The sequence below is a fragment of the Pseudosulfitobacter pseudonitzschiae genome, from assembly GCF_002222635.1.
GTDB lineage: Bacteria > Pseudomonadota > Alphaproteobacteria > Rhodobacterales > Rhodobacteraceae > Pseudosulfitobacter > Pseudosulfitobacter pseudonitzschiae_A.
This window is the reverse complement of sequence record NZ_CP022415.1, coordinates 1090811-1113637: the sequence shown is the minus strand read 5'-3', so window position 1 is coordinate 1113637 and position 22827 is coordinate 1090811. Positions and strand designations below refer to the sequence as shown.

Below are 22827 nucleotides of genomic sequence, written 5' to 3'. Positions count from 1 at the left end.
CAAACCGAAATGATCTGTGCTGCATCTTTTTTGGCCAGCGAAAAGGGCAAGAATACGGCACACCAAGGACCGGTGCGGGGCATTGTAATGGAAACTGGAAACAATCACGCGCAATTCGCACAGCTGTTCACGCTCTGCCCTGCACAGCCTGCGCCCCGCATACTTGCACACCGCAAGCTTGCGCCCCCGCCCAAACCGTGTATATGGGCACTTCCTTTTGCACCTCATCTGAACCGCGCAGACTCTCGTGCCGAAGCCGCAAAGGGACTTGAAAGCTTCGTCTATGAAATGCGCCTTGATATAAATGGAGCGAACATGCCCCTTTACGAGCATGTCATGATCGCACGCCAAGACTTGTCGAACACACAAGCCGAAGGCCTGATCGAACATTTTGGCACCGTCCTCGCCGACAACGGCGGCACCCTGGTTGAAAACGAATACTGGGGCGTCAAAACGATGGCGTACAAAATCAACAAAAACCGCAAAGGCCACTACGCCTTCCTGCGCACCGACGCACCGGCCACAGCCGTGCAAGAGATGGAACGCCTGATGCGTCTGCACGACGACGTCATGCGCGTGCTGACCATCAAAGTCGACGCGCACCAAGAAGGTCCGTCGGTCCAGATGCAGAAACGTGACGAACGCGACACCCGTCGCGAGCGCCGCTGAACCCCGAGCAAAAAGGAGCTAACCCATGGCTGCAAAACCATTTTTCCGCCGTCGCAAAGTGTGCCCTTTCTCGGGTGAAAACGCGCCCGCGATCGACTACAAAGACACACGTCTGCTGCAACGCTATATTTCCGAGCGCGGCAAAATCGTGCCGTCGCGCATCACCGCCGTTTCGGCCAAGAAGCAACGCGAACTGGCCCGTGCCATCAAACGCGCCCGCTTCCTCGCCCTGCTGCCCTACGCAGTGAAATAAGGAGCCAAGTACATGCAACTGATCCTTCTCGAACGCGTGGCCAAACTGGGCCAGATGGGCGACGTCGTCGACGTCAAAGCCGGCTTCGCACGCAACTACCTTCTGCCCCAAGGCAAGGCGCTGTCTGCTTCCGAGCAGAACATCGCAGACTTCGAAGCCCGCAAAGTGGTGCTTGAAGCGCAAAACCTTGAGACCAAAAAAGAAGCCGAAGCACTTGGCGATAAACTCAACGGCCAACAGTTCGTTGTGATTCGTCAGGCGTCGGACGGCGGCAACCTTTACGGTTCGGTCACCACCCGTGACGCAGCCGAAGCCGCCACCGCCGAAGGTTTCGCTCTGGACCGCAAGCAGGTTGTCATCGTTCAGCCGATCAAACAGCTGGGCCTTCACGAAGTGCAAGTCACCCTGCACCCCGAAGTCGAAGTGACAATCGAACTGAACGTTGCACGCTCGGTGGAAGAAGCCGAACTGCAAGCAGCAGGCAAGTCGATTCAGGAACTGGCCGCGGAAGAAGAAGCCGCAGCCGACTTCGAAATCTCCGAGCTGTTCGAAGACCTCGGCGCGGCTGCGAATGACGACGACGATCTGGCCGAAGCTGTGTCCGAACAATCCTCCGACGAGGACAAAGGCGAAGACCAGACAACTTCCAACTGATCGCGCCATCGCGCACAGTGAACATTTCAAAGACCGCCCCTCGGGGCGGTCTTTTTTATTGGGCAAAGCAAATCAGCCCGGCCCTGCGGCCATGCGCATCATCCCGACACGAGGCCCGCGCGCTTTGATGCCGCTCACGTCCCCATTGACGCATCGCCACCTCCACAGGCATCATCCAGTCATCCGCACGCCCCTGTCATAGCCCTGTCATATGCGGGGGCGATAGCCGGTCGCAGATGTCTCAAAGGATCGAACGATGCCCCTTACCCTCTCCCGCCGTGCCTTTATCGCCAGTTCCGCCAGCCTTCTGGCCGTTCACCCGTTTTCGGCCAATGCCGCCGCCAATCAGGCCCACCTGCGACTGATGGAAACCACCGATCTGCACGTGCATGTCTTTCCCTACGACTATTACGCCGACAAACAGGTCGACACGGTGGGACTTGCCCGCACCGCGTCGATCATCACGGACATCCGCGCCGAGGCGACCAATTCACTGCTGTTGGACAACGGTGATTTCCTTCAGGGCAACCCGATGGGCGACTACATCGCCTACGAGCGTGGCATGAAAGAAGGCGATCTGCATCCGGTCATCGCAGCCATGAACACCGTAGGCTTTGACGCCTCGACGCTTGGCAACCACGAATTCAACTATGGCCTTGATTTTCTGATGAAATCCCTTGCGGGTGCAGAGTTTCCCGTGGTGTCCGCCAATGTGGTCAAGCAGATGGGCAGCGCGCCGACCAAGGACACAACACTGATCCAGCCCTATGTGCTGATCGACCGGATGATCACCGATGGCGCGGGCAACACCCACCCGATCAAGATCGGGCTGATCGGATTTGTGCCGCCGCAGATCATGAACTGGGACCGCCGCCATCTGGAAGGCAACGTGCAAACCCGTGATATTGTACAGACTGCCCGTGCTTATGTACCACAAATGAAAGAACAAGGCGCAGACATCATCATCGCCCTGTCCCACTCGGGCATCGGGTCGGCGGACTATACCGACGGGATGGAAAACGCCTCGGTTCCGCTGGCGGCCATCGACGGCATCGACGCGATCATGACCGGCCACAGCCACCTTGTGTTCCCCTCGGCAACCTATACGGACTATGCCGCCGTTGACGCGGGTGCAGGCACCATTCACGGCAAACCGGCCACGATGGGCGGCTATTGGGGCAGCCACATGGGCCTGATCGACCTGATGCTGGAACGTGACGGCAACGGCTGGCGCATCGCCGGTTCCGCCTCCGAGGCGCGGCCGATTTCGAAGCGCAACGAAGACCGCAGCGTGACGGCGCTGGTGGAAAGCGATCCGCAGGTGCTGGCCTCGGTTCAGGCCGAACATGACGCCACTCTGGCCTATGTCCGCCGCGCCGTGGGCAAAACCGACGCGCCGCTGCACAGCTATTTTGCATTGGTGGCCGATGACCCCTCGGTGCAGATCGTGTCGATTGCCCAGACATGGTACATCGCGCAGATGATGAAAGGCACCGAATACGAGAGCCTGCCGATCCTCTCTGCCGCCGCCCCCTTCAAGGCTGGTGGCCGGGGTGGCCCCGAATATTACACAGACGTGCCCAAAGGCGACGTGGCGATCAAGAACGTATCGGACCTCTATCTTTATCCCAACACCGCCCGCGCGGTGCTGGTCACAGGCGCCGAGGTCAAGGACTGGCTGGAGCGCTCTGCGGGCATGTTCAATCAGGTGACTCCGGGCGAGGCTGACCAGATTCTGCTGAACCCGGACTTTCCCAGCTATAACTTTGATGTGATGGACGGCGTCACCTATCAGATCGACCTGTCACAGCCGTCAAAATTCGACAGCAAGGGCGCGGTGATCAACCCCGACGCCAACCGGATCATCGACCTGAAGTACAACGCAGAACCAATTGATCCAGAGGCACAATTTATCATCGCCACCAACAACTACCGCGCTGGTGGCGGCGGCAGTTTCCCCGGAGCAATGGGCGACAGCGTCGTATTCGAGGGCCCCGACACCAACCGCGATGTGATTGTGCGCTATATTGTCGAACAGGGAACCATCAGCCCGCGTGCCGACGCCAACTGGACCTTTGCACCCGTCGAAGGAGCCAGCGTTCTGTTCGACACCGGCCCCAAGGCTGCTGACTATGTGGCTGACGTCAAAGGTGTGAACATCGCCCCCGCAGGTGACGGCGCTGACGGTTTTGCCCGCTTCCGCATCCAGCTGTAGCACCCGAAAATCCTCCGAGGCACACAAGCGCCGATGCGCCCACAACGGCCCGCATCGGCGTGTAAACGCCCACTTGGGCCATAGTGTCTGGCCGGAATCACCCGGACGAGTCTACATCGCCGGCATATTCACTGCTTACGGTTTAAAAATGTCTCTTCTCACACGCCGCACCGCCCTGTTGATGCTGGCCTGTACGCCTGCCCTGTCCGCCTGCAGCGCAGCCCCGTCCGAGCCGCAGGCCCCCGAATTCATGGAACCGCCGCTGTACCCGAACGAAACGCCCCAGTTGCGTCGCCTGATCAACCAGTACGCCGACCACTACGACGTTCCGCGTCCGTTGGTCCACCGGCTTGCCATCCGCGAAAGCACCCACCGTCCGGGCGCACGCAATGGCCCCTATTACGGCCTGTTGCAGATCCTGCCCGCGACTGCCCGCAGCATGGGGCATCAGGGCTCTGCGTCTGATCTGCTGGATGCCGAAACCAATCTGAAATACGGCGTGAAATATCTGCGCGGCGCATGGCTTTTGTCAGATGGCGACATGAATACGGCGATCCAATGGTATGCCCGTGGCTATTATTACGAGGCCAAGAAACGCGGGATGCTGGTGCAAACCGGCCTGCGTAAAGGCTAAGACCACCACACGGGCGGCACGCGGCCCGCGATCAACTGTTCCCCTAACGCAAAAGGCCGCCCCGAAGGACGGCCTTTTTCATTTCAAACCCGAAGGCTGCGAAAGACTTATTCGTCTTCCAGCGCCTCAACGGCTTTTTGCAGCTCGTCCTTCGAGATTTCTTTCTCGGTGACAGTTGCCTGATCGAACACGAAATCCACAACCTTGTCCTCGAACAAGGGCGCGCGCAGCTGTTGCTGCATCTGCGGGTTCTGCTGCACGAATTCAAAGAACTGACGTTCCTGACCGGGGTACTGACGCGCCTGATTCATCACCGCTTGGCTCATCTCGGCGTCGGTCACTTCAACCTCGGCCTTCTGTCCCAGCTCGGCCAACAGCAGGCCCAAACGCACGCGGCGTTCGGCCAGTGTCTTGTGCTCGTCTGTAGGCGTTACGTCAGGGTGATCATGACCTTCGACGTCGGGGTTTTCCTCGTGCCACAGCTGGTGCGCGATCTGGCCTGCTTCGGCGTCGACCAGCGACGGCGGCAGGTCAAAGCTCACGGCCTTGTCCAGCGCGTCCAGCAGGCCACGCTTCATGACCGCACGTGCGGCACCGGCGTACTCTGCTTCCAGACGCTCTGCGATTTGGGTTTTCAGCGCGGCAAGGTCTTCGGCGCCAAACTTCTTGGCCATCTCGTCGTTGATTTCGCCAGCTTTGGGTTCTTTGACTGCCTTGATCGTGCAATCGAACACGGCTTCTTTGCCAGCCAGATTTTCAGCCTGGTAATCGTCGGGGAAGGAAACCGTCACGGCTTTTTCTTCGCCTTCTTTCACGCCAACCAGCTGATCCTCAAAACCGGGGATAAAGCTGTTCGAGCCCAGTACCAGCGGATAATCTTCGGCAGAACCGCCTTCGAATGCTTCGCCGTCAACCTTGCCAACGAAATCCATCACAACCTGATCGCCGTCCTTGGCTTTCGAGCCTTTCTTGCGGTCTTTAAAGTCTTGTGCGGTTTCGGCAAGGTTGCCCAGCGCTTCGTCCACCGCCGCGTCGTCGGATTTCACAACCAGCTTGTCCAGCGTGATCGTGCTCAGGTCCACTTCGGGGATCTCGGGCAGTTTTTCATAGGACATCTCGACATTGACGTCGTCGCCCTCTTTCCAGTCCTCGTTGGTCATTTTGACCTCGGGCTGCATTGCGGGACGGTCGCCACTGTCTTCGAAATGCTTGGACATCGCGCCGTCAACGCTTTCTTGCATGACTTCGCCCATGATGCGCGGACCAAACTGCTTTTTCAGCAGCGCCATCGGAACTTTGCCTTTGCGAAAGCCCTTCATTTCGACTTCGGGCTGCGCCTCGGCCAGCTTTTCGTTCACTTTGGCTTCGATCTCAGCCGCGGTGATCGTAATGGCATAGCCGCGTTTCAAACCTTCGTTCAGCGTCTCGGTGACCTGCATGTGTGCTCCATAGCGTAATCGCGCCCCATTGCGGAGCGCTTGGCAAAATTTGCGCCGTTCTATTGGCCCTACGGACCGGGCGCAAGGGGTTCAAGGTGCAAATCCGCGCAGCTTGGCGGGCTGCGCGGATTCATTTGGTGTGGTGGACGGTGCAAGCCGTCCGGTCAGTTGTAGAACAGGTTCGGCAGATACAACGCGATGCCCGGGAACAGGATGATCAGCAGGACACCGATCAGCGTCACGATCACATAAGGAATGACCGAAGTGTAAATATCGCCCATCGTCACATCCGGCGGCGCCACCCCCTTGAGGTAGAACAGGTTAAAGCCGAAGGGCGGCGTCATATACCCCACCTCCATCATGATAATGAACAAGATGCCGAACCAGATCGGATCAAAGCCTGCCGCCTGCACCACCGGCAGGAACACCGGCAGCGTAATCAGCATGATCCCCACAGGGTCCAGCACCATCCCGAAAAAGAACAGCACCACCAGCATAAAGGCCAGCGCACCCCAGCGTCCGCCGGGGATGAACTCCATCAGGTCGCTGATCAGGCTTTGCGCCCCCAGCGCCGTATAGGCGGTCGAAAAGGCGTGCGCCGCGAACAGGATCCAGATGATCAGCGCCGTCAGCTTCAGCGTGGAAATCGACGCCTCGTGGATCACCTTCCACGACAGTTGGCGGTTCACACCGGTGGCAAACAGCGCACCGAACACACCGATGGCCGCAGCTTCGGTCGCGGTGGCAAAGCCGCCAAAGATCGCGCCCAGAACGATGGTCACGATCAGGATCGGCAGGATGACAGCGCGCAGCGACCGGAACTTTTGCCCCCAGCTTGCCCGCTCTTCCAGCGGCAGCGCCGGACCCAGATCAGGCTGCAACCAGCAACGTGTCCCGATATACAGCGACACCAGAATGAACAATGTCAGACCGGGACCGACACCGGCAGCGAACAGACGGCCCACCGACACTTCGGTCAGCAGCGCATAAAGCACCATCAGGATCGACGGCGGGATCAGAATGCCCCAGCCCCCGCCCGCGTTGATCGCCCCCAACGCCAGCTTCTTGTCGTATCCGCGCTCCAGCATCTTGGGCAGTGCGATGGTGCCCATCGTGACAACAGCCGCACCGGAAATCCCCGACATGGCCGCAAAGATCACGCAGATCAGCACCGTGCCGATGGCCAGACCGCCACGCAGGCCGCCCCACCACTGGTGCATCATATCGTAAAGATCATTCGCAACCCCCGACTTTTCCAGCAGGATCGCCATAAAGACAAACAGCGGAATCGCCATCAACGTGGGGTTTTGCATCGTCTCCCACATCTTGGAGGCCAGCAGGTAAAACCCGATCTCGCCCATCTCGAAGTACAGGAAGACCACCGAAACACCGCCCAGCACAAAGGCCAGCGGGGTGCCGAGCAAAAGAAAGACCAGCAGGCTGCCGAAAAACAGCAGGGTCAAAAGTTCGACGCTCATTGCTGCATCTCCTTGGAATGTTCGGGCTGATGTTCAGGCGCTCCGGGTTTGCCGAATACATCGTCGGGCACCGGCAGGCCCATGACCACGCGCACATCCGCCCACAGGCGGATCAGCCCCTGAAGCAGCAACAGCGTAGCTGCCACGGGGATCATGATTTTAGTGGGCCACAGCGGTGGCCTCCACATCGACTGCGAGCGTTCCCAATCGTTGACCGCTTCTGCAGCAATGTCATAGCCCTGCCACAGCAGCACACCGACAAAGAGAGCAAACAGCGGCCAGGTCAGAATATCCAGCATCGCGCGGCGCCGCAGGCTTTGCGCACCATAGATGATATCGACGTTCACGTGCCCCCGTTCGATCAGCAGAAAGCCACCGCCGATAACCGCATAGACACCAAAGATCAGGGTCGCCAGTTCCGCCGTCCAGATCGCCGGACGTCCGACCAGATATCGCATGACCACATCGGCCAGCAGCAGGGCAAAGATCACCAGAACGGCCAGCGAGGCCCATTTCCCGATAAACCTGTTCACGCGCGTCACGGCGCGGGCCAGTTGAAACATGTTACTGTCTCCACAATAAGGGCAAAGCGCCTGCGCCACCCCGTCAGGACAGCGCAGGCGTTATGAAACCGGATGCCGCGACACGCCCCGGCAGGGGCATGACGGCATCCGCAGACTACGGATCAGGCGTAGCCGAGGTCGGACATCAAGGTACGATAGATATCGGCAGCCTTGGCTGCTTTCTCGCCCTTCTGACCCTCTTCCTCGAGGATGGTTTTCGAGGCGGCTGCCAGCATCTCCAGCACGTCTTGCGGCAGTTGCATCACTTCGACACCGTCATTGGCCACACCTTCGGATAGCGCGATGGCTTCCTTGTGCTGGTATTCGGCGGACCGCAAGAAAAAGCGGTTCGAAATCAGGTCAACCAGCGCGGTGCGCAGATCGTCGGGCAGTTCGGCCAATGCGTCTTCGTTCAAGATGAACGCATCGGTGGTCTGAGCTAACACGGGTTTGTAGTGATATTTGCAAACCTCCCACAGCGACATCGACTGCGCACCAATGGCCGCACCCCAATGCGCGCCATCCACCACGCCCGACGACAGGGATTGGTACAATTCCGAACCGGGCACAAATTGCGGAGCGGCACCGGCGGCGGCCAGATAGTCCAGCATCTTGCCCGACGAGCGGATTTTCAGACCTTGGAAATCGGCTGCGGATTCGATCTTTTTCGACACGACCATTTCGGTCGGCAGCACTTTTTCCGACATCAGGCGCACACCTTCGGATGCCAGATCCTCGTTCACCAGATCTTCGATGCCAAGGTTCTTGATCGCGTGTTCCATTTCCCACGACTGACGCAGCGTGCCCGGAATACCATAGGCAAAGGACGCCGCTTCGGCGCTGTCGAGGATATAGGACGGGCTGATCGTGCCCATCGGCACCACGCCCTTGCGCACGATGTTGTAAATGTCGGGGCCTTTGGCGAATTCGCCGGCACCCAGCAACTCCAGCTTGAACGCACCTTCGGTGCGCTCTTCCAGCAATGTGGCCACCACTCCAAGACTGTCGGTGAACGAACTGGACGCTTTGGGCCAGTGCGCCTGTACGCGCCACGTAACTTCGCCTGCGGCGATCGCCTTGCCGACCAGTGCGGGTGTGGCAACGGCAGCAACGGCGGCTCCGCGCAACATGGCGCGGCGATTCATACCTTGTGGTTTGTTCGTCATATCTTCCTCCCAAAGAATGGCTTGGCGCCCCCTCGCGGTGCAGCCAACTTGGCGCTTCTGAAAAGACGCCCCTGAAAGACAGAGTGTGACTCGGAAACCCCTTTCCCTCAACTGGTCTTTTAACGCGCGACCCAACGTCCAAACGGCGAAATTGACTTGAAGAATCTGCAAGGAACCGTTGGCCGGACACGGATCGGACTGTTCAAAGCTTCAGATAGCTGGCCACTGCGTGCTGCGACGCCTTAAGCAAATCCTCGCTGAACCCCGCTGCACGCTGCAAATCGGCAGGATCGACATCCTTGCCCGACACCGCACTCTGCAGGATCGGGGCAAGCCGCTCCCATATGCTGCGCACGCGCGCCAGCCTCCCCTTGGCGCGTACATTCGGTGGTGCCAGCACACCATGCTCGTCGCTGCCAGTCTCCAGCAGTTCCAGACTTCTTTCAAACATCTTGATGGTTGTCGCCATCTGTTGTTGTTGTCGCCGGGTGTCCACCCCCAGACTGACGTAGCAATACTCCTTCAACACCTTTTGGGACAGCATCCGCTGTCGTCCTGCAATGTCGATGGTTTTGATCAATTGCGCGCCCTGCGTGGCCGACACCCGTTGGTGTTCTATCGCGCTGACGGTCAGGTTCAGTTGCTCAAGCATCAGAAAATCCAGATTGGTCACCTGCGCAATCACAACCGATTGCAGGTCTTGGTGGCTGACCTGAAGAACTGCCCGCCCGAAGGTGTCGAAAATGGCATCGGATCTGTCCAGCAACACCAGAACCGCCGGATCACGCTCGGCCTCGATGTCCTGCCTCGGGTCGCCCTGACGCAGCGTGCGCTGGCCAACCGCCAGCGCGTCATACGCCTGTCTGGCGATATCGGCATAGGATGCTGCCTCGACATTGCCCATGACGAAACAGGCCGCCATCCCCATGCGTTGCGACAGCATACGTTGCCGCCCGGCAATATCGATGCGATGCACCAACGCCGCCTCTGTCGCTTCTGCCTGTGCTGCGGGGGCGTGACCAAACAGCACGAAACATCCCGACAGGATCATGAAAACAGTCAACAATTTCATCCGGTTTTGGCCCTGTCTGGCGAGTCACAAAGCCAGTTAGACCCGCAGGCCTGAACAAGGGGTTAAGCCACGCGAAAACATTTCATCCACGGATCGGTGTTGCCTGCACAGCACTGAAAACGGGCAGGTCTGCGAGAAACACAGGAGGGCGAAGCCCACGCCGCTCTGGCGCAACCGCTTCTGTGCCGAACAATAACGCGCCGCTGTCAAAAGGGCAAAAAGTACAGGTTTCTGTGGCATCGCCGCCAACCCGACAACTTTCACTGCGTCTCGTAAGTTATTGAAATGGTGCGGGTGAAGGGACTCGAACCCCCACGCCAAAGGCGCCAGAACCTAAATCTGGTGCGTCTACCAATTCCGCCACACCCGCACTGTCAGCGCGCCTGCATCACACGGGCGCTGGCGCGTCAGATACCAAAGCCCCGACAAATAGGCGAGACCAAAAATGCCGCAGGCCGGTCCGGAAAATTTTACAGTCATTATTCTGACGACATTAACCTTATGTTGGGGTATATTGTCTTCAACCTTGAGGCAGGTTGTACAAAAAAGAGAGACGCCCATGAAACCGAAAACGGTCGGGCGCGTCGAAAGCGGTCATGTGCCGCAGCTGCGCGCAGAAATCCTTCACGTCGGCCTTGTTGCCGGCACAATTCTTCTGACAGCCGATGGCGAAATACCGGTGGAATACCTGTCCCCCGGCGATCGTATCATCAGCCGCAACGCCGGTCTGGTGACCTTGAAAGCGATTAGCACCACACGGATCAAATCCGCCGCTGTGGCCATCGCAGCGGGATCATTGGGTCAGACACGGCCCGAGACAAACGTGATCCTGCCCGCCGCCCAACAAGTGCTGGTGCGTGACTGGCGCGCCAAGGCGCTGGTCGGTGCGTCACAGGCCGTCTTGCCCGCAGGATGCCTGATCGACGGCGAGTTCATCACCGATCTGGGCGTGCGCAACCTGTCGTTGATCCAGCTGGGCTTTGACGCGCCGCATGTGGTCTATGCGGACGGGTTGGAACTGTCGGTGCCTGCGATGGTCGCCGTGCAGGAACTGGCAGCCTAGAGCGCCAGATCGCGAAACACCGCCGGAAGACAATCCGGCAAATCCTCGGCAATCAGGCCGGGGCCAAAGTGCAACGCGCAAGAGACATGCAGCCACGTCGCGGCCTTTGCCGCCTCGGCGGGTGCCAGTCCGCGTGCCAACAACCCGGTGATCAGCCCCGCCAGAACGTCCCCTGCCCCTGCGGTGGCAAGCCACGGAGCCGCACGATCACCAGTGGCGCTGTGAACCGTACATACGCCGCCCGGATGCGCAACGACGGTTTCAGAGCCTTTTAATAGCACCACAGCCCCTGACCGTGCCGCCGCTTTGCGGGTGGCATCAGCTTTGACCGCAATCGGCGCGTCGCCCTGCACTGTTTCGGCGATGTCCGGAAACAAACGCGCAAACTCGCCGCCATGCGGCGTCAGAACGCAGCCACCGTGCAAGGCCTGCATCAGCGCCCGATCGCGTGCAATCAGCGTCAGCGCGTCCGCGTCCAATACGCAATTGCGCCCGCTGTGCAGCAACACGCGCACCAGATCGGCAGCGCGATCGTCAAGCCCCAGCGCAGGTCCGGCACAAAGCGCGTTCAGGCGGTTGTCTTGCAGCATATCGCCCAAGGCCTGTGCATCACCGATGCGCTTTATCATGATGGCGGTGACCTGAGCCGCCACCTCCATCTGTGCAGCAGGTGGCACGCCAAGTGTCACAAGCCCCGCCCCCACCCGTAACGCAGCGCGCGCCGCCATCCGCGCAGCCCCCGTGCGCCCCGGTCCACCGCTCAGCACCAGCGCGTGGCCATAGTCGAATTTGTGGCCCGCTGCTTTGCCAAGGTCGGGCAAGGAGTCGCGGGTGATCAGGTGCGTTGACATGGCAGGAGCCTCCGGCAGGGATATTTCGGGCCAAAAGAAATCATCGGTGACCGTGTCACAGGCGTCGGGACCGGCAACACTGGCCTTGTCTTGCATGACTTATTTTCAAACTGCACAAATTTTGATCACTTCGCACAAAAAATACCCTCTTCATTTCCAAAACCGCCGCATCCCCTTGCATTCCGCCCGCCCCTCATAGACGCATCATACGCAAAATGGTCTGACGCCCAACAACGGCATGTAAAGGGAGGCCCGCATGAAGAAGATCGAAGCCATCATCAAGCCATTCAAGCTCGATGAAGTCAAAGAGGCCCTTCAGGACGTGGGCGTCCAAGGCCTGAGCGTTATCGAAGTCAAAGGCTTCGGGCGTCAAAAAGGCCACACGGAGCTTTACCGTGGTGCTGAATATGTGGTCGATTTCCTGCCAAAAGTGAAGGTCGAAGTGGTTCTGGACGACGATCAGGTCGACAGCGCCATCGCGGCCATTGTCGACGCGGCCAAGACCGAGAAAATCGGAGACGGCAAGATTTTCGTCACCTCCGTCGAACAAGCCATTCGCATCCGCACCGGTGAATCCGGTTCGGACGCACTGTAAACGTACAAATCTGCACAAGAAGGACAGACACACATGGGAAACAAAGTTCTCGACATGATGAAGGATGAAGGCGCTGAATACGTCGACGTCCGTTTTACCGACCCGCGTGGCAAACTGCAGCACGTGACCCTGATTGCCGATCAGGTTGACGAGGATTTCCTCGAAGAAGGCTTTATGTTCGACGGGTCGTCCATCGAAGGCTGGAAATCGATCGAAGCATCGGACATGAAGCTGATGATCGATCTGGACAGCGCATATGTCGATCCCTTCTATGCAGAAAAAACGATCTGCGTGCATTGCTCGGTTGTCGAACCCGACACCGGCGAAGCCTATGAGCGCGACCCGCGCGGCACTGCACAAAAAGCCGAAGCTTACCTGAAATCCTCGGGCATTGGCGATGTGGCCTATATGGGCCCCGAAGCCGAATTTTTCCTGTTCGACGACGTCCGTTACCAAGTTTCGATGAACAAAGTGTCTTACCAAGTGGACGCATCCGACGCGGCATGGAACACAGACACCGAATACGAGATGGGCAACATGGGTCACCGTCCGGGCGTCAAGGGCGGCTATTTCCCTGTAAACCCCATCGACGAGGCCCAAGACCTGCGTTCGGAAATGCTGTCGACAATGAAACGTCTGGGCATGAAGGTCGACAAGCACCACCACGAAGTAGCGTCGTGCCAACACGAGCTGGGTCTGATCTTTGACAGCCTGACAAAACAGGCCGACGAGCTGCAGAAATACAAATACGTAATCCACAACGTGGCCCACGCCTATGGCAAATCGGCAACCTTTATGCCCAAACCCATCGCGGGCGACAACGGCACCGGCATGCACGTGAACATGTCGATCTGGAAAGACGGCAAGCCTCTGTTCGCAGGCGACAAATACGCCGACCTCAGCCAGGAAGCGCTGTATTTCATCGGCGGCATCCTGTCCCACGCCAAAGCGTTGAACGCCTTCACCAACCCCGGCACCAACAGCTACAAGCGTCTGATCCCCGGCTTTGAAGCCCCCGTTCTGCGCGCCTATTCGGCCCGCAACCGTTCGGGTTGTGTCCGTATTCCGTGGACAGAAAGCCCCAAAGCCAAGCGCGTCGAAGCCCGTTTCCCCGATCCTTCGGCGAACCCCTATCTGTGCTTTGCGGCGCTGCTGATGGCGGGCCTTGACGGCATCCAGAACAAGATTGATCCGGGTGAAGCGATGGACAAAAACCTGTATGACCTGCCCGCAGAAGAGCTGGCCGGTATCCCCACGGTTTGCGGTTCGCTGCGCGAAGCTCTGGAAGAGCTGGAAAAAGACATGGACTTCCTGCTGGCAGGTGACGTGTTCACCCGCGATCAGATCGCAGGCTATGTCGATCTGAAAATGGAAGAAGTACACCGTTACGAACACACGCCCCACCCGGTCGAGTTCGCGATGTACTACTCCTGCTGATCGGGCTGCGGGCTTGGTCCCGCATCCGGTCCAGACACATCGGAAAAGGCGCCCCTTTGCGGGCGCCTTTTTCATGGCACCGGCCCGCGTTTGCACAAGGAACGGATGTGAATGGACACGCGGACAGGCTGCGGCACGCTTTCTCAAATCGTCTCCTGAAACGCTCTTCCGAACTGACCCGCCCACAAGGCCAGTTCTGCGATTTGTCAGATGTTCACGGCCACCAGAACGGGGTGTGGCGACGACATCAGCAAGAATCTACTCCTTGGTGCTTTATTGACGGGTGGCAAATTCATCCCCTTGATCATGCCCACGACACTGTCGTGTATTGCGCGATCCATTTCCGGACATTCCAAAAACCGGCATGGCTTTGCCCTATTATTGCCGCTTCTGTGTGGCAAATTGCCGGGTAAGCATTCCCAGCCCCAGCGGAGATCCCATGGCGGATACATTGCCCATGCACACCGATGTGCCCGCAACAGCCCACGCGCTGGGTGTGCAGACGCAGCGACCCGACTTTGCCGAAGTGGGCGTATGTGTGAATGCCGCCATCCGCGACACCGGCATGACGCTGACCGAAATCGCTGACCAGCCCCAAGGGCATGTGCTGTTCAGTCACCCCCGTGTGCATCTGTCGATTGTCACCCACCGCCGCAAACTGCCCCGCACCACCATCACTGGCGCGTTGGCCAGCCCCTTTGCCAAGGCGCGCACCCCCGATTATGACCGCCTGTTCGACGGGCATACGCGCTATATCACGTTGGACGTGGGCCACGGCCCCGCGCCGGATGACCTGACAAATGCCCCCCTGCCCTTGGTGCTGCGCCTGCAGGTGCTCAAGGCTGCGCTGGACGCGCTGATCGACACGGTGCCGCTGACGCTGGTGCATTGGTTGCAGTCGGACATGGTCTTTGTCCCCTCTGAAATGGAAATCTGGAAAGACCGGGATCTGCCCTTTGCGCTGGTGATACAGCCCTTGCCCCTGCCTGCGCCCCCCGATCTGGACGGCGCGTCGCGTCTGGGCATGGTTGCCGCCTGTTCGGAACATCTGCTGGGCAAAACCCTGTATCTGGACCCGATGCCGCGCGATCAGGCCACCGGTTTCCGCCAACTGGTGTCGATACTGAATGAACACCACGAAGGCCGCATCCGGCTAGAGCATGGCGACAGTCTGGAACTGACGGACGGTACGGTGCTGTATGTGCGTCACGAAAAACCCACCTCTGCCGACCGGCCCGGACGCATCCACGTCGGCCCCACACCACCGCAAGAGCGCGTTGCCCTTGCCACCGATGCCGCGGGTTTTGGCGACCGCGTGGCGCGGCTGAAAGGGATTGCGCACAGGCCCGACAAAATGATCATCGACATTCAGGACAAGGTGGATGCCGAAGCGCGCCCGCGTAAATCCCGTGCCGCGCAGCTGGCGTTTTCGTTGCTGGTGCGCGGCGTGGTTCTGCCTGCGTTGTTGCTGGTGCTGTATTACCAGTTCTTCGCAGCACATGCTCCGGCGAAGGTCACAGGTGTTCTGCCGTCGGCAGAGGTGGTGCACCAGTCTGCATTGTCCGGTGGCACGTACCCCGAACAAAGTTCTGTGCAAGGAACCGCGCAGCCCTGACCGCAACTTCGACCAAACGCTTTACGCAAACATGCGAATTCGGCAATACTGCGGTGTCTGTTGTTGATACCGGGAATTTTTTCATGTCATTTCGTAGCATTACCCAATCCCTTGCCTTCTCTTTTGCCACTGCCCTCTGCGCAATCCCTGCCGCCCACGCCACCAGTTGCGGCAACACTGCGTCGGGGTTCGAAGCGTGGAAAGGCGAATTCGCTGCCGAAGCCAAACGCGCCGGTGTCGGTGAACGCGGCTTGCAGGCGCTGGCACAGGCGCGCTATGCCTCGGCGACCATCTCGGCGGACCGCAACCAGAAGTCGTTCAAATACACCCTGCCAAAATTCATGCAGCTGCGTGGTGCCGATACAATCGTGGCTCAGGGACGCAAACGCAAAGCCCAAAGCCCGTCATTCTATCAAGCACTCGAACGTCAGTATGGCGTGCCAGCTGGTGTGATCATTGCCATTCACGGCATGGAAACCGCCTTTGGCGGATTTATGGGCAACAGCTCGGTGGTGTCTGCGATCACCACGCTGACCTATGACTGCCGCCGCTCGGCGTTTTTCCAGCCGCACGCCATCGGCGCGCTGATGCTGGTGGATCGTGGTGCAATCACCGCCTCCACCAAAGGTGCCAAACACGGCGAGTTAGGGCACACACAATTTCTGCCCGGCAATGCGTTAAAATATGGTGTGGATGCCAATGGCGACGGGCGGGTTGATTTCTACAACCAGACCGACGCGCTGGCCTCGACCGCGAACTTCCTGCGCGCCAAAGGCTGGCAACCCGGCAAAGGTTATCAGGAAGGCCAGCCCAACTTTGCCGTGATCAAACAGTGGAACGCGGCAACCGTCTATCAGCAGGCCATCGCGATCATGGGTGCGCGCATCGACGGCTGATGTATCCATGTCGCAGGTGCGCGCGGGCACTTGTCCCGCCGCATCTGTTCTTGAACCAAACCCGCACTTGCCCCATATGCAGTGGCAAGGGTCCAAGACCCCTGCCGCCTGCATGAGGTGAAGTCTTGGCTGAACAGTCACGTCTGATCCCCTTTGTGATCGCACCGGACACCGGCAACGCAGGCACCCGGCCCCCATTTGCGATCCTGACAGGATTGAAGACATGGAAAATCACCTTCCCTCACGCGACGTGCTGAAGGCACAGGCCAAACGGCTGCGCGCCGATCTGGCGGCCCAAGGCACGCCGATCTCCCACGCCCGCGCACTGGAAACGCTTGCCCACCAATGGGGCGCGCGTGACTGGAACACGTTGTCGGCGCGGCTGGGCAATGACGCGCCTGCAGGCTTTACCCCGGGTATGGCTGTCACTGGCCGTTATCTTGGGCATTACTTTACCGGGCAGGTCAAGGCAGCGCGGATGCTCGCGCAGGGGCACTGGCAACTGACCCTGCGCTTTGACCGCCCCGTGGATGTGGTAACGTCGGCGCTGTTCAGCAACTTTCGGCAACAGCTGAATTGCACCGTGGATGCCAGCGGCGCCAGTCCGCGCAAAACCTCGAACGGTCAGCCGCAGATGGTTATCGACATGGGTTAACTGCCCTTGGGCACGTCCTGCGCCCGTACCAAATAGGTGTGGATCGCAAAAACCACCGTGCGTGACTTTGGCAGACGGATCAGCGTTTGCCGCTCCGACCGGAAGTACTCCGCGCCGTCGCGCTGGCGGCGCGGTTCGGTCGCACTGCGCGGTTGATGCAATTCGGGGTCAACGTACCACAACCCGTTAAAGCGCCACAGCGGGCGGTCGGGCTGGATGCCGTCAAACAGCCGCTGAACCCGCTTGGCGATATTGTCGTCATAGGATGCCACCGGCGTGTGGATCGCCACCATCGGCCGCCCCGCCTTTTCGTCCAGCCGCCAACTGGCCGGAAAGCACAGCACTGCCCCCGTCAGCACGTGTTCGTCACCGCGTTTGTCCAGCAGCACAAAATCGCATTGTACCAGACGGCCCAGCGTTGCCATCGGGTCGCTGCGGTCCACCGTTACACGCCGCCCGTCGGGGCATGTGACCGTATCGCCATCGTGGGCAAAACCAAGATCCGGCAACAGGCCCAGTACCATATCCAACAACTCTTCTGCCGCGGGGCAGGCCGGCGGTTCAAGATAGAGCACATCGGCGGCTTTGGTCTCGAGCAGAGTGATGCGGCGGGCCATCTGTCCCGCATATGCTTCGTCCACACGCAGCCACGGCTCCTTGACCGGCTGGATACCGGGCAAGGCACGGGGCGTGACATCATAGGGAATAGAGCGGTGTAAAATCGTCATCGCTTATGGCTAACCGCAGCGCCGGACCAAGGCAAGACAGGCAACCACACCAACAAGATACAAAAAAGGCGCGCACCCTGCGGTCCGCGCCTCTCGTGAAATATAACGGGTGCAGATCAGCCGCGTGCGCGGTCAACCAGCTTCCATACGGCGGGCAGCATCACAGCGGCCAGTGCAAGTTTGATCGCATCACCCACCAGAAACGGTGTCAGACCCCATTGCAGGATCGGTTGGTCCCAACCGTAAAGCTGACCCAGCCACGCCAGACCGGGCAGGTAAATCGCCACGTTCCCGATCAGCATTGCCAGCGCCATCCAGCCAATTGACCGGTCCCAGCCGCGTTGTGCCAGCAAGCCCAGAATCACAGTTGCCAGAACATAGCCCACCAGATAGCCGCCCGTGCCGCCCATCATATAGGTCAGGCCAGTTGCTTCGGCAGAAGAGCCTGCGAACACATCCATGCCCAAAGCGCCCAGCAACATATAGCCAAGGATCGTCACCAGACCCAGACGCGCACCATATGCCGCACCTATGGTCAGCACTGCAAATGTGCCCATTGTGATCGGAACCGGCCACATAGGAACTTTGATTTTTGCTGCAACTGCAAGCAACAGAATACCTGCGGCCACCATCATCACCTGACGTGCGCCCTGTGTCAGTTTATTCTCTGAACTAAGAAGATCGCTCAGCACTCTGTTTTGGATTGTATTTTCCACCTAGCAGCTCCGTTTGTTGCTAAAATCGTCCCGCCAATGGTGCCAAGCCGCCAAGGTTTCCGCAAGCGCGAATTTCCGCCTGAACCGGAGGACTCACGCAAGGCTGTAGCGGCTGACCATCCGGTAAGCCTTGCGCGGACCGCGCACCGACCATGTCACAGTGAAGGCGGGCCACTGGCTAAAGTCATAATTGCCGTCATATTGGTCGGGATCGCACCAGTGGCCCGTGTCACCGCCCGTGGGTGGTACGCGGTGAAACGGTCGCCCGTCGTCAAAGTAAACCCAAAGGTCGGCGTCCCAAAAATACACGCGCTGCCCTGACATCGGTGGACTGCTGCCGATGCGCATTGTGCCAGCCTCGACGCAGCGCAGCCTGTCGCCCTCGGGCATCCACTGTGCCGTGCCCGAAAACTGCGCCAATGTGCCATCGTCATGCACAATCTCGCGCTCCAGCCGCCACAGGCCAGCAAAATCACTCAGGGAACGGGCGCACTGTGAGAGGGTCATAGCAGGTATTGTCACTCCAAAGGTTGTGGTGCCGCGCGCCGCAGTTTATGAGCCGCAGCAACTGCTGAACAGCCATGAAAAGGTGCGCCCATGATCCCCCGCTATTCCCGTCCAGATATGGTTGCGATCTGGGAGCCAGCTACAAAATTCAAGATCTGGTACGAAATCGAAGCCCACGCCTGTGATGCGATGGCCGATCTGGGTGTTATCCCGCGCGAAAACGCCGATGCCGTGTGGAAGGCCAAGGACGTCGAATTCGACGTGGCCCGCATCGACGAGATCGAAGCCGTGACCAAACATGACGTCATCGCCTTTCTGACGCATCTGGCCGAACACGTCGGCAGCGACGAGGCCCGATTTGTCCATCAGGGCATGACATCGTCCGATGTTCTGGACACCTGCCTGAACGTGCAGCTTGTGCGCGCCGCCGACATTCTGCTGGCCGATCTGGACGCGCTGCTGGCGGCGCTGAAAAAACGCGCGATGGAACATAAAAACACCGTCCGCGTCGGGCGCAGCCACGGCATCCACGCAGAGCCTACAACCATGGGCCTGACCTTTGCCCGTTTCTACGCCGAGATGGACCGCAACCGCGACCGCCTGAAGGCCGCGCGTGCAGAGATTGCCACAGGTGCGATTTCCGGTGCTGTCGGCACCTTTGCCAACGTCGATCCTGCGGTCGAAGCCCACGTTTGCGCCAAGTTGGGCCTGACACCCGAGCCGATCAGCACGCAGGTGATCCCCCGCGACCGTCACGCGATGTTCTTTGCCGTTCTGGGCGTCATCGCCTCGTCGATCGAAAACGTCGCCATCGAAATCCGCCACATGCAGCGCACCGAAGTGCTTGAAGGTGCGGAGTTCTTCTCGATGGGTCAAAAGGGCTCGTCCGCGATGCCGCACAAGAAAAACCCTGTTCTGACCGAAAACCTGACCGGTCTTGCCCGGCTGGTGCGTATGTCAGTGATCCCGGCGATGGAAAACGTGGCCCTGTGGCACGAACGCGACATCTCGCACAGCTCGGTAGAACGGACCATCGGCCCCGACACCACCATCACGCTGGACTTTGCACTGGCGCGGCTGACGGGCGTGATCGACAAGATGCTGGTCTTCCCGCAGAACATGCTGGACAACATGAACAAATTCCCCGGTCTGGTGATGAGCCAGCGGGTGCTGTTGGCCCTGACGCAGGCCGGCGTCAGCCGCGAGGACGCCTATGCGATGGTGCAGCGCAATGCGCTGAAGGTCTGGGAAGACCGCGTTGATTTCCGCGAGCAACTGCTGGCTGACGACGATGTTGTTGCCGCATTGGGCAAGGACGCGATCAACGAGAAATTCGACATGGATTACCACACCAAACACGTCGACACGATCTTTGCCCGCGTGTTCGGCGACTAGACCAACAGTGCGCGGCGGGCCCGAAACAGGTCTGTCGCGCTGGCCCTCTTGGGCATCCGGTGGGGTCAGGCACAGGCTTCGATACCTCTGTCTCTCGCGCCTGCCTCTGCCAATACCCTCCGCACAGTGGAACTTTTGATGAAACCCGTCTGTTGGGTTGATCAGGAGGGCAAGACCCATGAAATTCGCACGTACAAGCGCATCTTCCGGCGCAGGTTCGCCAGATGTTACCGGGTTTTACGACGATGCCACCGGCAGCATCCAATACCTTGTCTCGGACCCGTCCACCCGCAAAGCTGCGCTGATCGACATCGTACTGGGCTTTCGCCCGCAAAGCGCGTCCACCGATCCCGACAGCGTTGACGCCATTCTGCGCTTTGCAGAACACGAAGAGCTTGAGATCGAGTGGATTCTGGACACCCACCCACATGCCGATCACCTTATGGCCTCGTCCCTGCTCAAAGAGCGTTTGAACAAGCCCAACGCCATCGGCGAGAAAGTCATCGAAATTGCCGAGCTCTGGCGCGGTCATTACAACATGCCGGATGCCTTTGACCCCCGTGCAGATTTTGACCACCTGTTCCAAAACGCAGACCAGTTCGAGATCGGCGACCTGCCCGTGCGGGTGATCCTGTCGCCGGGCCACACGCTGGGGTCGATTTCATATGTGGTCGGCACCGACGCGGCCTTTGTGCATGACACATTCATGCAGCCCGACGTGGGCACATCGCGCGCCGACTTTCCCGGAGGGTCCGCCGCGACGCTTTACGACAGCCTGCAAACCATCCTGCAACTGCCGGACCATACGCGTTTGTTCATCGGCCACGATTACGGCACCGACAACCGGCCTGGCCCCGCGTGGGAATCGACGGTTCTGGAGCAGCGCAGACACAACGCCCACATTGGCGGCGGCACCTCCAAGCAGGCATTTGTCAAACAGCGCGAGGCCCGCGACAAGACCCTCGCCCTGCCCGACCGGATGCTGCACGTCTTGCAGATGAACCTGCGGGCGGGCCGTCTTCCTGATCCGGAAGACGACGGAAGGCACTATCTGAAAATTCCAATGAACACATTTTAAGGAGCAAGTGATGGAATCCGAAACAACAGACCACGGCGTTCTTGAACACTGGACGCCCGAAGAGGTGAAAGCCGCGTTTGACCGCAGCGAAATCATCCTGATCGACGTGCGCACCCCGCAAGAATTCAACTTTGAACGGATCGACGGTGCTCTGTTGGCCCCAATGCAGGCGTTCAAACCCGAACATATGCCCGGCCAATCCACCAAACAGATCGTGTTTCACTGCGGTTCGGGCGTCAGGTCCGGCAAAGTGGCCAATCAATGCCTTGAAAGCGGTTTTGAGCGTGTTGCCCATATGAAGGGCGGGTTTGGCGCATGGAAAGAGGCCGGTTTGGAATACACCGGAACGGATATGGCCACCGGCGCCCCGACCGCGATGAAAAACTCCACCGGCTAAGGGCGCAGCACGTAACCGGCAGCTTCGGGCGTGAACTGTGACCAAGCAACAGACATCTATTGCGCCATCCTGCTCTGATCCGGCGTTCACGACCTCTTGATCGTGAATACCGCTCGCGTTTTCGAAAAATACGCTATTTATTTCCGTATAACGATTAACTGGAGCTTTAACGATGCGTATTACCCTTTTGGCGGCGGCTCTGACCCTGCCCCTGTTCGTGGCAGCACCGCTTTACGCGGCAGGCAGCGGCAATGACACCGCCCCCAAGCCGACGCAGACCAGCAAGGATTGCAAGGGCGTGCGCGTCTGGGACGAAACGAAACAGCGCTGCGTCAAACCCAAAGAATCGCGACTGGACGATGGTCAACTGTACGAGGCAGTGCGCGAACTGGCTTATGCGGGCCGTTACAAGGACGCCCAAGGGGTGCTGGACGCAATGTCCGACCAGTCCGACGACCGCGTACTGACGTATCGCGGCTTTACCGCGCGCAAGCTGGGCCATGTCGATGTGGCGATGGCATTCTACCAGCAAGCACTGGATGCCAACCCCGACAACCTGCTGGCGCGATCCTATATGGGTCAGGGTCTGGTGGCCCAAGGCGATTCTGTGGCGGCGTTGGCGCAACTGCGCGAGATTAACGCACGCGGCGGGGCTGGCACTTGGGCTGCGACATCGCTGCGCACAGCGATCGAAACCGGTGTGACGTATAACTACTGATTTCGGACAACGACGGGTCTCGGGCTGCGCCTG

24 protein-coding genes and 1 tRNA gene are annotated in these 22827 nt (G+C 59.3%); 15 read left to right on the top strand and 10 right to left on the bottom strand.

Features of this window, described 5'->3' with window-relative positions; genetic code table 11:
* Positions 1-315: 315 nt before the first annotated feature.
* The 5 genes from rpsF (at position 316) to SULPSESMR1_RS05325 (ending at position 4425) form a co-directional block, all read left to right on the top strand.
* Positions 316-669: a 30S ribosomal protein S6 gene (gene rpsF, locus SULPSESMR1_RS05345; protein ID WP_089422170.1), complete on the top strand. Its 354-nt coding sequence runs from the start codon at positions 316-318 to the stop codon at positions 667-669.
* A gap of 25 nt (positions 670-694) precedes the next feature.
* Complete coding sequence (rpsR, locus tag SULPSESMR1_RS05340; protein ID WP_028957713.1) at positions 695-922, top strand: 30S ribosomal protein S18; 228 nt, start codon at positions 695-697, stop codon at positions 920-922.
* 12 nt (positions 923-934) lie between these two features.
* Positions 935-1576, top strand: coding sequence for a 50S ribosomal protein L9 (gene rplI / locus SULPSESMR1_RS05335; protein WP_089419881.1), 642 nt, complete (start codon positions 935-937; stop codon positions 1574-1576).
* A gap of 256 nt (positions 1577-1832) precedes the next feature.
* Positions 1833-3791: a bifunctional 2',3'-cyclic-nucleotide 2'-phosphodiesterase/3'-nucleotidase gene (locus SULPSESMR1_RS05330; RefSeq protein WP_089419880.1), complete on the top strand. Its 1959-nt coding sequence runs from the start codon at positions 1833-1835 to the stop codon at positions 3789-3791.
* A 148-nt stretch (positions 3792-3939) separates the two neighbouring features.
* Positions 3940-4425, top strand: coding sequence for a lytic transglycosylase domain-containing protein (locus SULPSESMR1_RS05325; RefSeq protein ID WP_240311256.1), 486 nt, complete (start codon positions 3940-3942; stop codon positions 4423-4425).
* A gap of 107 nt (positions 4426-4532) precedes the next feature.
* Here SULPSESMR1_RS05325 and tig read toward each other — a convergent pair whose 3' ends face one another.
* From tig to SULPSESMR1_RS05295, 6 genes are all read right to left on the bottom strand, one after another.
* A complete protein-coding gene (gene tig / locus SULPSESMR1_RS05320; protein WP_089419879.1) occupies positions 4533-5864 on the bottom strand; it encodes a trigger factor in 1332 nt (443 codons plus the stop codon).
* A 164-nt stretch (positions 5865-6028) separates the two neighbouring features.
* Complete coding sequence (locus tag SULPSESMR1_RS05315; protein WP_089419878.1) at positions 6029-7342, bottom strand: TRAP transporter large permease; 1314 nt, start codon at positions 7340-7342, stop codon at positions 6029-6031.
* Complete coding sequence (locus SULPSESMR1_RS05310) at positions 7339-7905, bottom strand: TRAP transporter small permease subunit (protein WP_089419877.1); 567 nt, start codon at positions 7903-7905, stop codon at positions 7339-7341. Before SULPSESMR1_RS05310 ends, SULPSESMR1_RS05315 begins: the two co-directional genes overlap by 4 nt.
* 122 nt (positions 7906-8027) lie before the next feature.
* Positions 8028-9071 carry a TRAP transporter substrate-binding protein DctP gene (dctP, locus tag SULPSESMR1_RS05305; protein WP_089419876.1) on the bottom strand — a complete coding sequence of 348 codons (1044 nt, stop codon included), beginning with the start codon at positions 9069-9071 and terminating at the stop codon, positions 8028-8030.
* 202 nt (positions 9072-9273) lie between these two features.
* Positions 9274-10143: a type IV pili methyl-accepting chemotaxis transducer N-terminal domain-containing protein gene (locus SULPSESMR1_RS05300; protein WP_089419875.1), complete on the bottom strand. Its 870-nt coding sequence runs from the start codon at positions 10141-10143 to the stop codon at positions 9274-9276.
* Between the two features lie 286 nt (positions 10144-10429).
* Positions 10430-10513, bottom strand: a tRNA-Leu gene (locus SULPSESMR1_RS05295).
* A gap of 189 nt (positions 10514-10702) precedes the next feature.
* On the opposite strand from SULPSESMR1_RS05295, the gene SULPSESMR1_RS05290 reads away from it, so the two are divergent.
* Complete coding sequence (locus SULPSESMR1_RS05290; RefSeq protein WP_089419874.1) at positions 10703-11206, top strand: Hint domain-containing protein; 504 nt, start codon at positions 10703-10705, stop codon at positions 11204-11206.
* Here SULPSESMR1_RS05290 and SULPSESMR1_RS05285 read toward each other — a convergent pair.
* Positions 11203-12153, bottom strand: coding sequence for an NAD(P)H-hydrate dehydratase (locus tag SULPSESMR1_RS05285; RefSeq protein WP_349813522.1), 951 nt, complete (start codon positions 12151-12153; stop codon positions 11203-11205). The genes SULPSESMR1_RS05290 and SULPSESMR1_RS05285 overlap by 4 nt on opposite strands.
* A gap of 160 nt (positions 12154-12313) precedes the next feature.
* On the opposite strand from SULPSESMR1_RS05285, the gene SULPSESMR1_RS05280 reads away from it, so the two are divergent.
* The 5 genes from SULPSESMR1_RS05280 (at position 12314) to SULPSESMR1_RS05260 (ending at position 17255) form a co-directional block, all read left to right on the top strand.
* Positions 12314-12652 carry a P-II family nitrogen regulator gene (locus tag SULPSESMR1_RS05280; protein WP_089419873.1) on the top strand — a complete coding sequence of 113 codons (339 nt, stop codon included), beginning with the start codon at positions 12314-12316 and terminating at the stop codon, positions 12650-12652.
* A 33-nt stretch (positions 12653-12685) separates the two neighbouring features.
* Positions 12686-14089: a type I glutamate--ammonia ligase gene (glnA, locus tag SULPSESMR1_RS05275; RefSeq protein ID WP_089419872.1), complete on the top strand. Its 1404-nt coding sequence runs from the start codon at positions 12686-12688 to the stop codon at positions 14087-14089.
* Positions 14090-14528: 439 nt separating this feature from the next.
* On the top strand, positions 14529-15704 hold the full coding sequence (locus SULPSESMR1_RS05270) for a hypothetical protein (RefSeq protein WP_089419871.1): 1176 nt from the start codon (positions 14529-14531) through the stop codon (positions 15702-15704).
* Positions 15705-15787: 83 nt separating this feature from the next.
* Positions 15788-16600 (top strand): lytic murein transglycosylase, encoded by an 813-nt coding sequence (locus tag SULPSESMR1_RS05265; RefSeq protein WP_089422167.1) that lies wholly within the window; start codon positions 15788-15790, stop codon positions 16598-16600.
* Positions 16601-16823: 223 nt separating this feature from the next.
* Positions 16824-17255, top strand: a complete 432-nt coding sequence (locus SULPSESMR1_RS05260; protein WP_089419870.1) for a glyoxalase superfamily protein — start codon at positions 16824-16826, stop codon at positions 17253-17255.
* On the opposite strand, the gene SULPSESMR1_RS05255 is transcribed toward SULPSESMR1_RS05260, so the two are convergent.
* The 3 genes from SULPSESMR1_RS05255 to SULPSESMR1_RS05245 all read right to left on the bottom strand — a co-directional run bounded on the left by SULPSESMR1_RS05255 (position 17252) and on the right by SULPSESMR1_RS05245 (position 19206).
* On the bottom strand, positions 17252-17983 hold the full coding sequence (locus SULPSESMR1_RS05255) for a heme-dependent oxidative N-demethylase family protein (protein WP_089419869.1): 732 nt from the start codon (positions 17981-17983) through the stop codon (positions 17252-17254). The genes SULPSESMR1_RS05260 and SULPSESMR1_RS05255 overlap by 4 nt on opposite strands.
* A 116-nt stretch (positions 17984-18099) precedes the next feature.
* Positions 18100-18672 carry a biotin transporter BioY gene (locus SULPSESMR1_RS05250; protein ID WP_421086568.1) on the bottom strand — a complete coding sequence of 191 codons (573 nt, stop codon included), beginning with the start codon at positions 18670-18672 and terminating at the stop codon, positions 18100-18102.
* Positions 18673-18792: 120 nt separating this feature from the next.
* Complete coding sequence (locus SULPSESMR1_RS05245) at positions 18793-19206, bottom strand: DUF6314 family protein (RefSeq protein ID WP_089419868.1); 414 nt, start codon at positions 19204-19206, stop codon at positions 18793-18795.
* Between the two features lie 90 nt (positions 19207-19296).
* Between SULPSESMR1_RS05245 and purB the strand changes: the two genes are divergently transcribed.
* From purB to SULPSESMR1_RS05225, 4 genes are all read left to right on the top strand, one after another.
* Positions 19297-20601, top strand: a complete 1305-nt coding sequence (gene purB / locus SULPSESMR1_RS05240; protein WP_089419867.1) for an adenylosuccinate lyase — start codon at positions 19297-19299, stop codon at positions 20599-20601.
* A 178-nt stretch (positions 20602-20779) separates the two neighbouring features.
* The gene (locus tag SULPSESMR1_RS05235; RefSeq protein WP_089419866.1) at positions 20780-21679 is read left to right on the top strand and encodes an MBL fold metallo-hydrolase; all 900 of its coding nucleotides are present in this window, start codon (positions 20780-20782) and stop codon (positions 21677-21679) included.
* Between the two features lie 10 nt (positions 21680-21689).
* Complete coding sequence (locus tag SULPSESMR1_RS05230) at positions 21690-22076, top strand: rhodanese-like domain-containing protein (protein ID WP_089419865.1); 387 nt, start codon at positions 21690-21692, stop codon at positions 22074-22076.
* Positions 22077-22248: 172 nt separating this feature from the next.
* Complete coding sequence (locus tag SULPSESMR1_RS05225) at positions 22249-22794, top strand: hypothetical protein (RefSeq protein ID WP_089419864.1); 546 nt, start codon at positions 22249-22251, stop codon at positions 22792-22794.
* Positions 22795-22827 lie beyond the last annotated feature (33 nt).

Bases quoted from the DNA above. Each gene is read 5' to 3' on its own strand.
- rpsF (WP_089422170.1), top strand. From the start codon at position 316: ATGCCCCTTTACGAGCATGTCATGATCGCACGCCAAGACTTGTCGAAC.
- rpsR (WP_028957713.1), top strand. From the start codon at position 695: ATGGCTGCAAAACCATTTTTCCGCCGTCGCAAAGTGTGCCCTTTCTCG.
- rplI (WP_089419881.1), top strand. From the start codon at position 935: ATGCAACTGATCCTTCTCGAACGCGTGGCCAAACTGGGCCAGATGGGC.
- SULPSESMR1_RS05330 (WP_089419880.1), top strand. From the start codon at position 1,833: ATGCCCCTTACCCTCTCCCGCCGTGCCTTTATCGCCAGTTCCGCCAGC.
- SULPSESMR1_RS05325 (WP_240311256.1), top strand. From the start codon at position 3,940: ATGTCTCTTCTCACACGCCGCACCGCCCTGTTGATGCTGGCCTGTACG.
- tig (WP_089419879.1), bottom strand. From the start codon at position 5,864: ATGCAGGTCACCGAGACGCTGAACGAAGGTTTGAAACGCGGCTATGCC.
- SULPSESMR1_RS05315 (WP_089419878.1), bottom strand. From the start codon at position 7,342: ATGAGCGTCGAACTTTTGACCCTGCTGTTTTTCGGCAGCCTGCTGGTC.
- SULPSESMR1_RS05310 (WP_089419877.1), bottom strand. From the start codon at position 7,905: ATGTTTCAACTGGCCCGCGCCGTGACGCGCGTGAACAGGTTTATCGGG.
- dctP (WP_089419876.1), bottom strand. From the start codon at position 9,071: ATGACGAACAAACCACAAGGTATGAATCGCCGCGCCATGTTGCGCGGA.
- SULPSESMR1_RS05300 (WP_089419875.1), bottom strand. From the start codon at position 10,143: ATGAAATTGTTGACTGTTTTCATGATCCTGTCGGGATGTTTCGTGCTG.
- SULPSESMR1_RS05290 (WP_089419874.1), top strand. From the start codon at position 10,703: ATGAAACCGAAAACGGTCGGGCGCGTCGAAAGCGGTCATGTGCCGCAG.
- SULPSESMR1_RS05285 (WP_349813522.1), bottom strand. From the start codon at position 12,153: ATGCAAGACAAGGCCAGTGTTGCCGGTCCCGACGCCTGTGACACGGTC.
- SULPSESMR1_RS05280 (WP_089419873.1), top strand. From the start codon at position 12,314: ATGAAGAAGATCGAAGCCATCATCAAGCCATTCAAGCTCGATGAAGTC.
- glnA (WP_089419872.1), top strand. From the start codon at position 12,686: ATGGGAAACAAAGTTCTCGACATGATGAAGGATGAAGGCGCTGAATAC.
- SULPSESMR1_RS05270 (WP_089419871.1), top strand. From the start codon at position 14,529: ATGGCGGATACATTGCCCATGCACACCGATGTGCCCGCAACAGCCCAC.
- SULPSESMR1_RS05265 (WP_089422167.1), top strand. From the start codon at position 15,788: ATGTCATTTCGTAGCATTACCCAATCCCTTGCCTTCTCTTTTGCCACT.
- SULPSESMR1_RS05260 (WP_089419870.1), top strand. From the start codon at position 16,824: ATGGAAAATCACCTTCCCTCACGCGACGTGCTGAAGGCACAGGCCAAA.
- SULPSESMR1_RS05255 (WP_089419869.1), bottom strand. From the start codon at position 17,983: ATGACGATTTTACACCGCTCTATTCCCTATGATGTCACGCCCCGTGCC.
- SULPSESMR1_RS05245 (WP_089419868.1), bottom strand. From the start codon at position 19,206: ATGACCCTCTCACAGTGCGCCCGTTCCCTGAGTGATTTTGCTGGCCTG.
- purB (WP_089419867.1), top strand. From the start codon at position 19,297: ATGATCCCCCGCTATTCCCGTCCAGATATGGTTGCGATCTGGGAGCCA.
- SULPSESMR1_RS05235 (WP_089419866.1), top strand. From the start codon at position 20,780: ATGAAATTCGCACGTACAAGCGCATCTTCCGGCGCAGGTTCGCCAGAT.
- SULPSESMR1_RS05230 (WP_089419865.1), top strand. From the start codon at position 21,690: ATGGAATCCGAAACAACAGACCACGGCGTTCTTGAACACTGGACGCCC.
- SULPSESMR1_RS05225 (WP_089419864.1), top strand. From the start codon at position 22,249: ATGCGTATTACCCTTTTGGCGGCGGCTCTGACCCTGCCCCTGTTCGTG.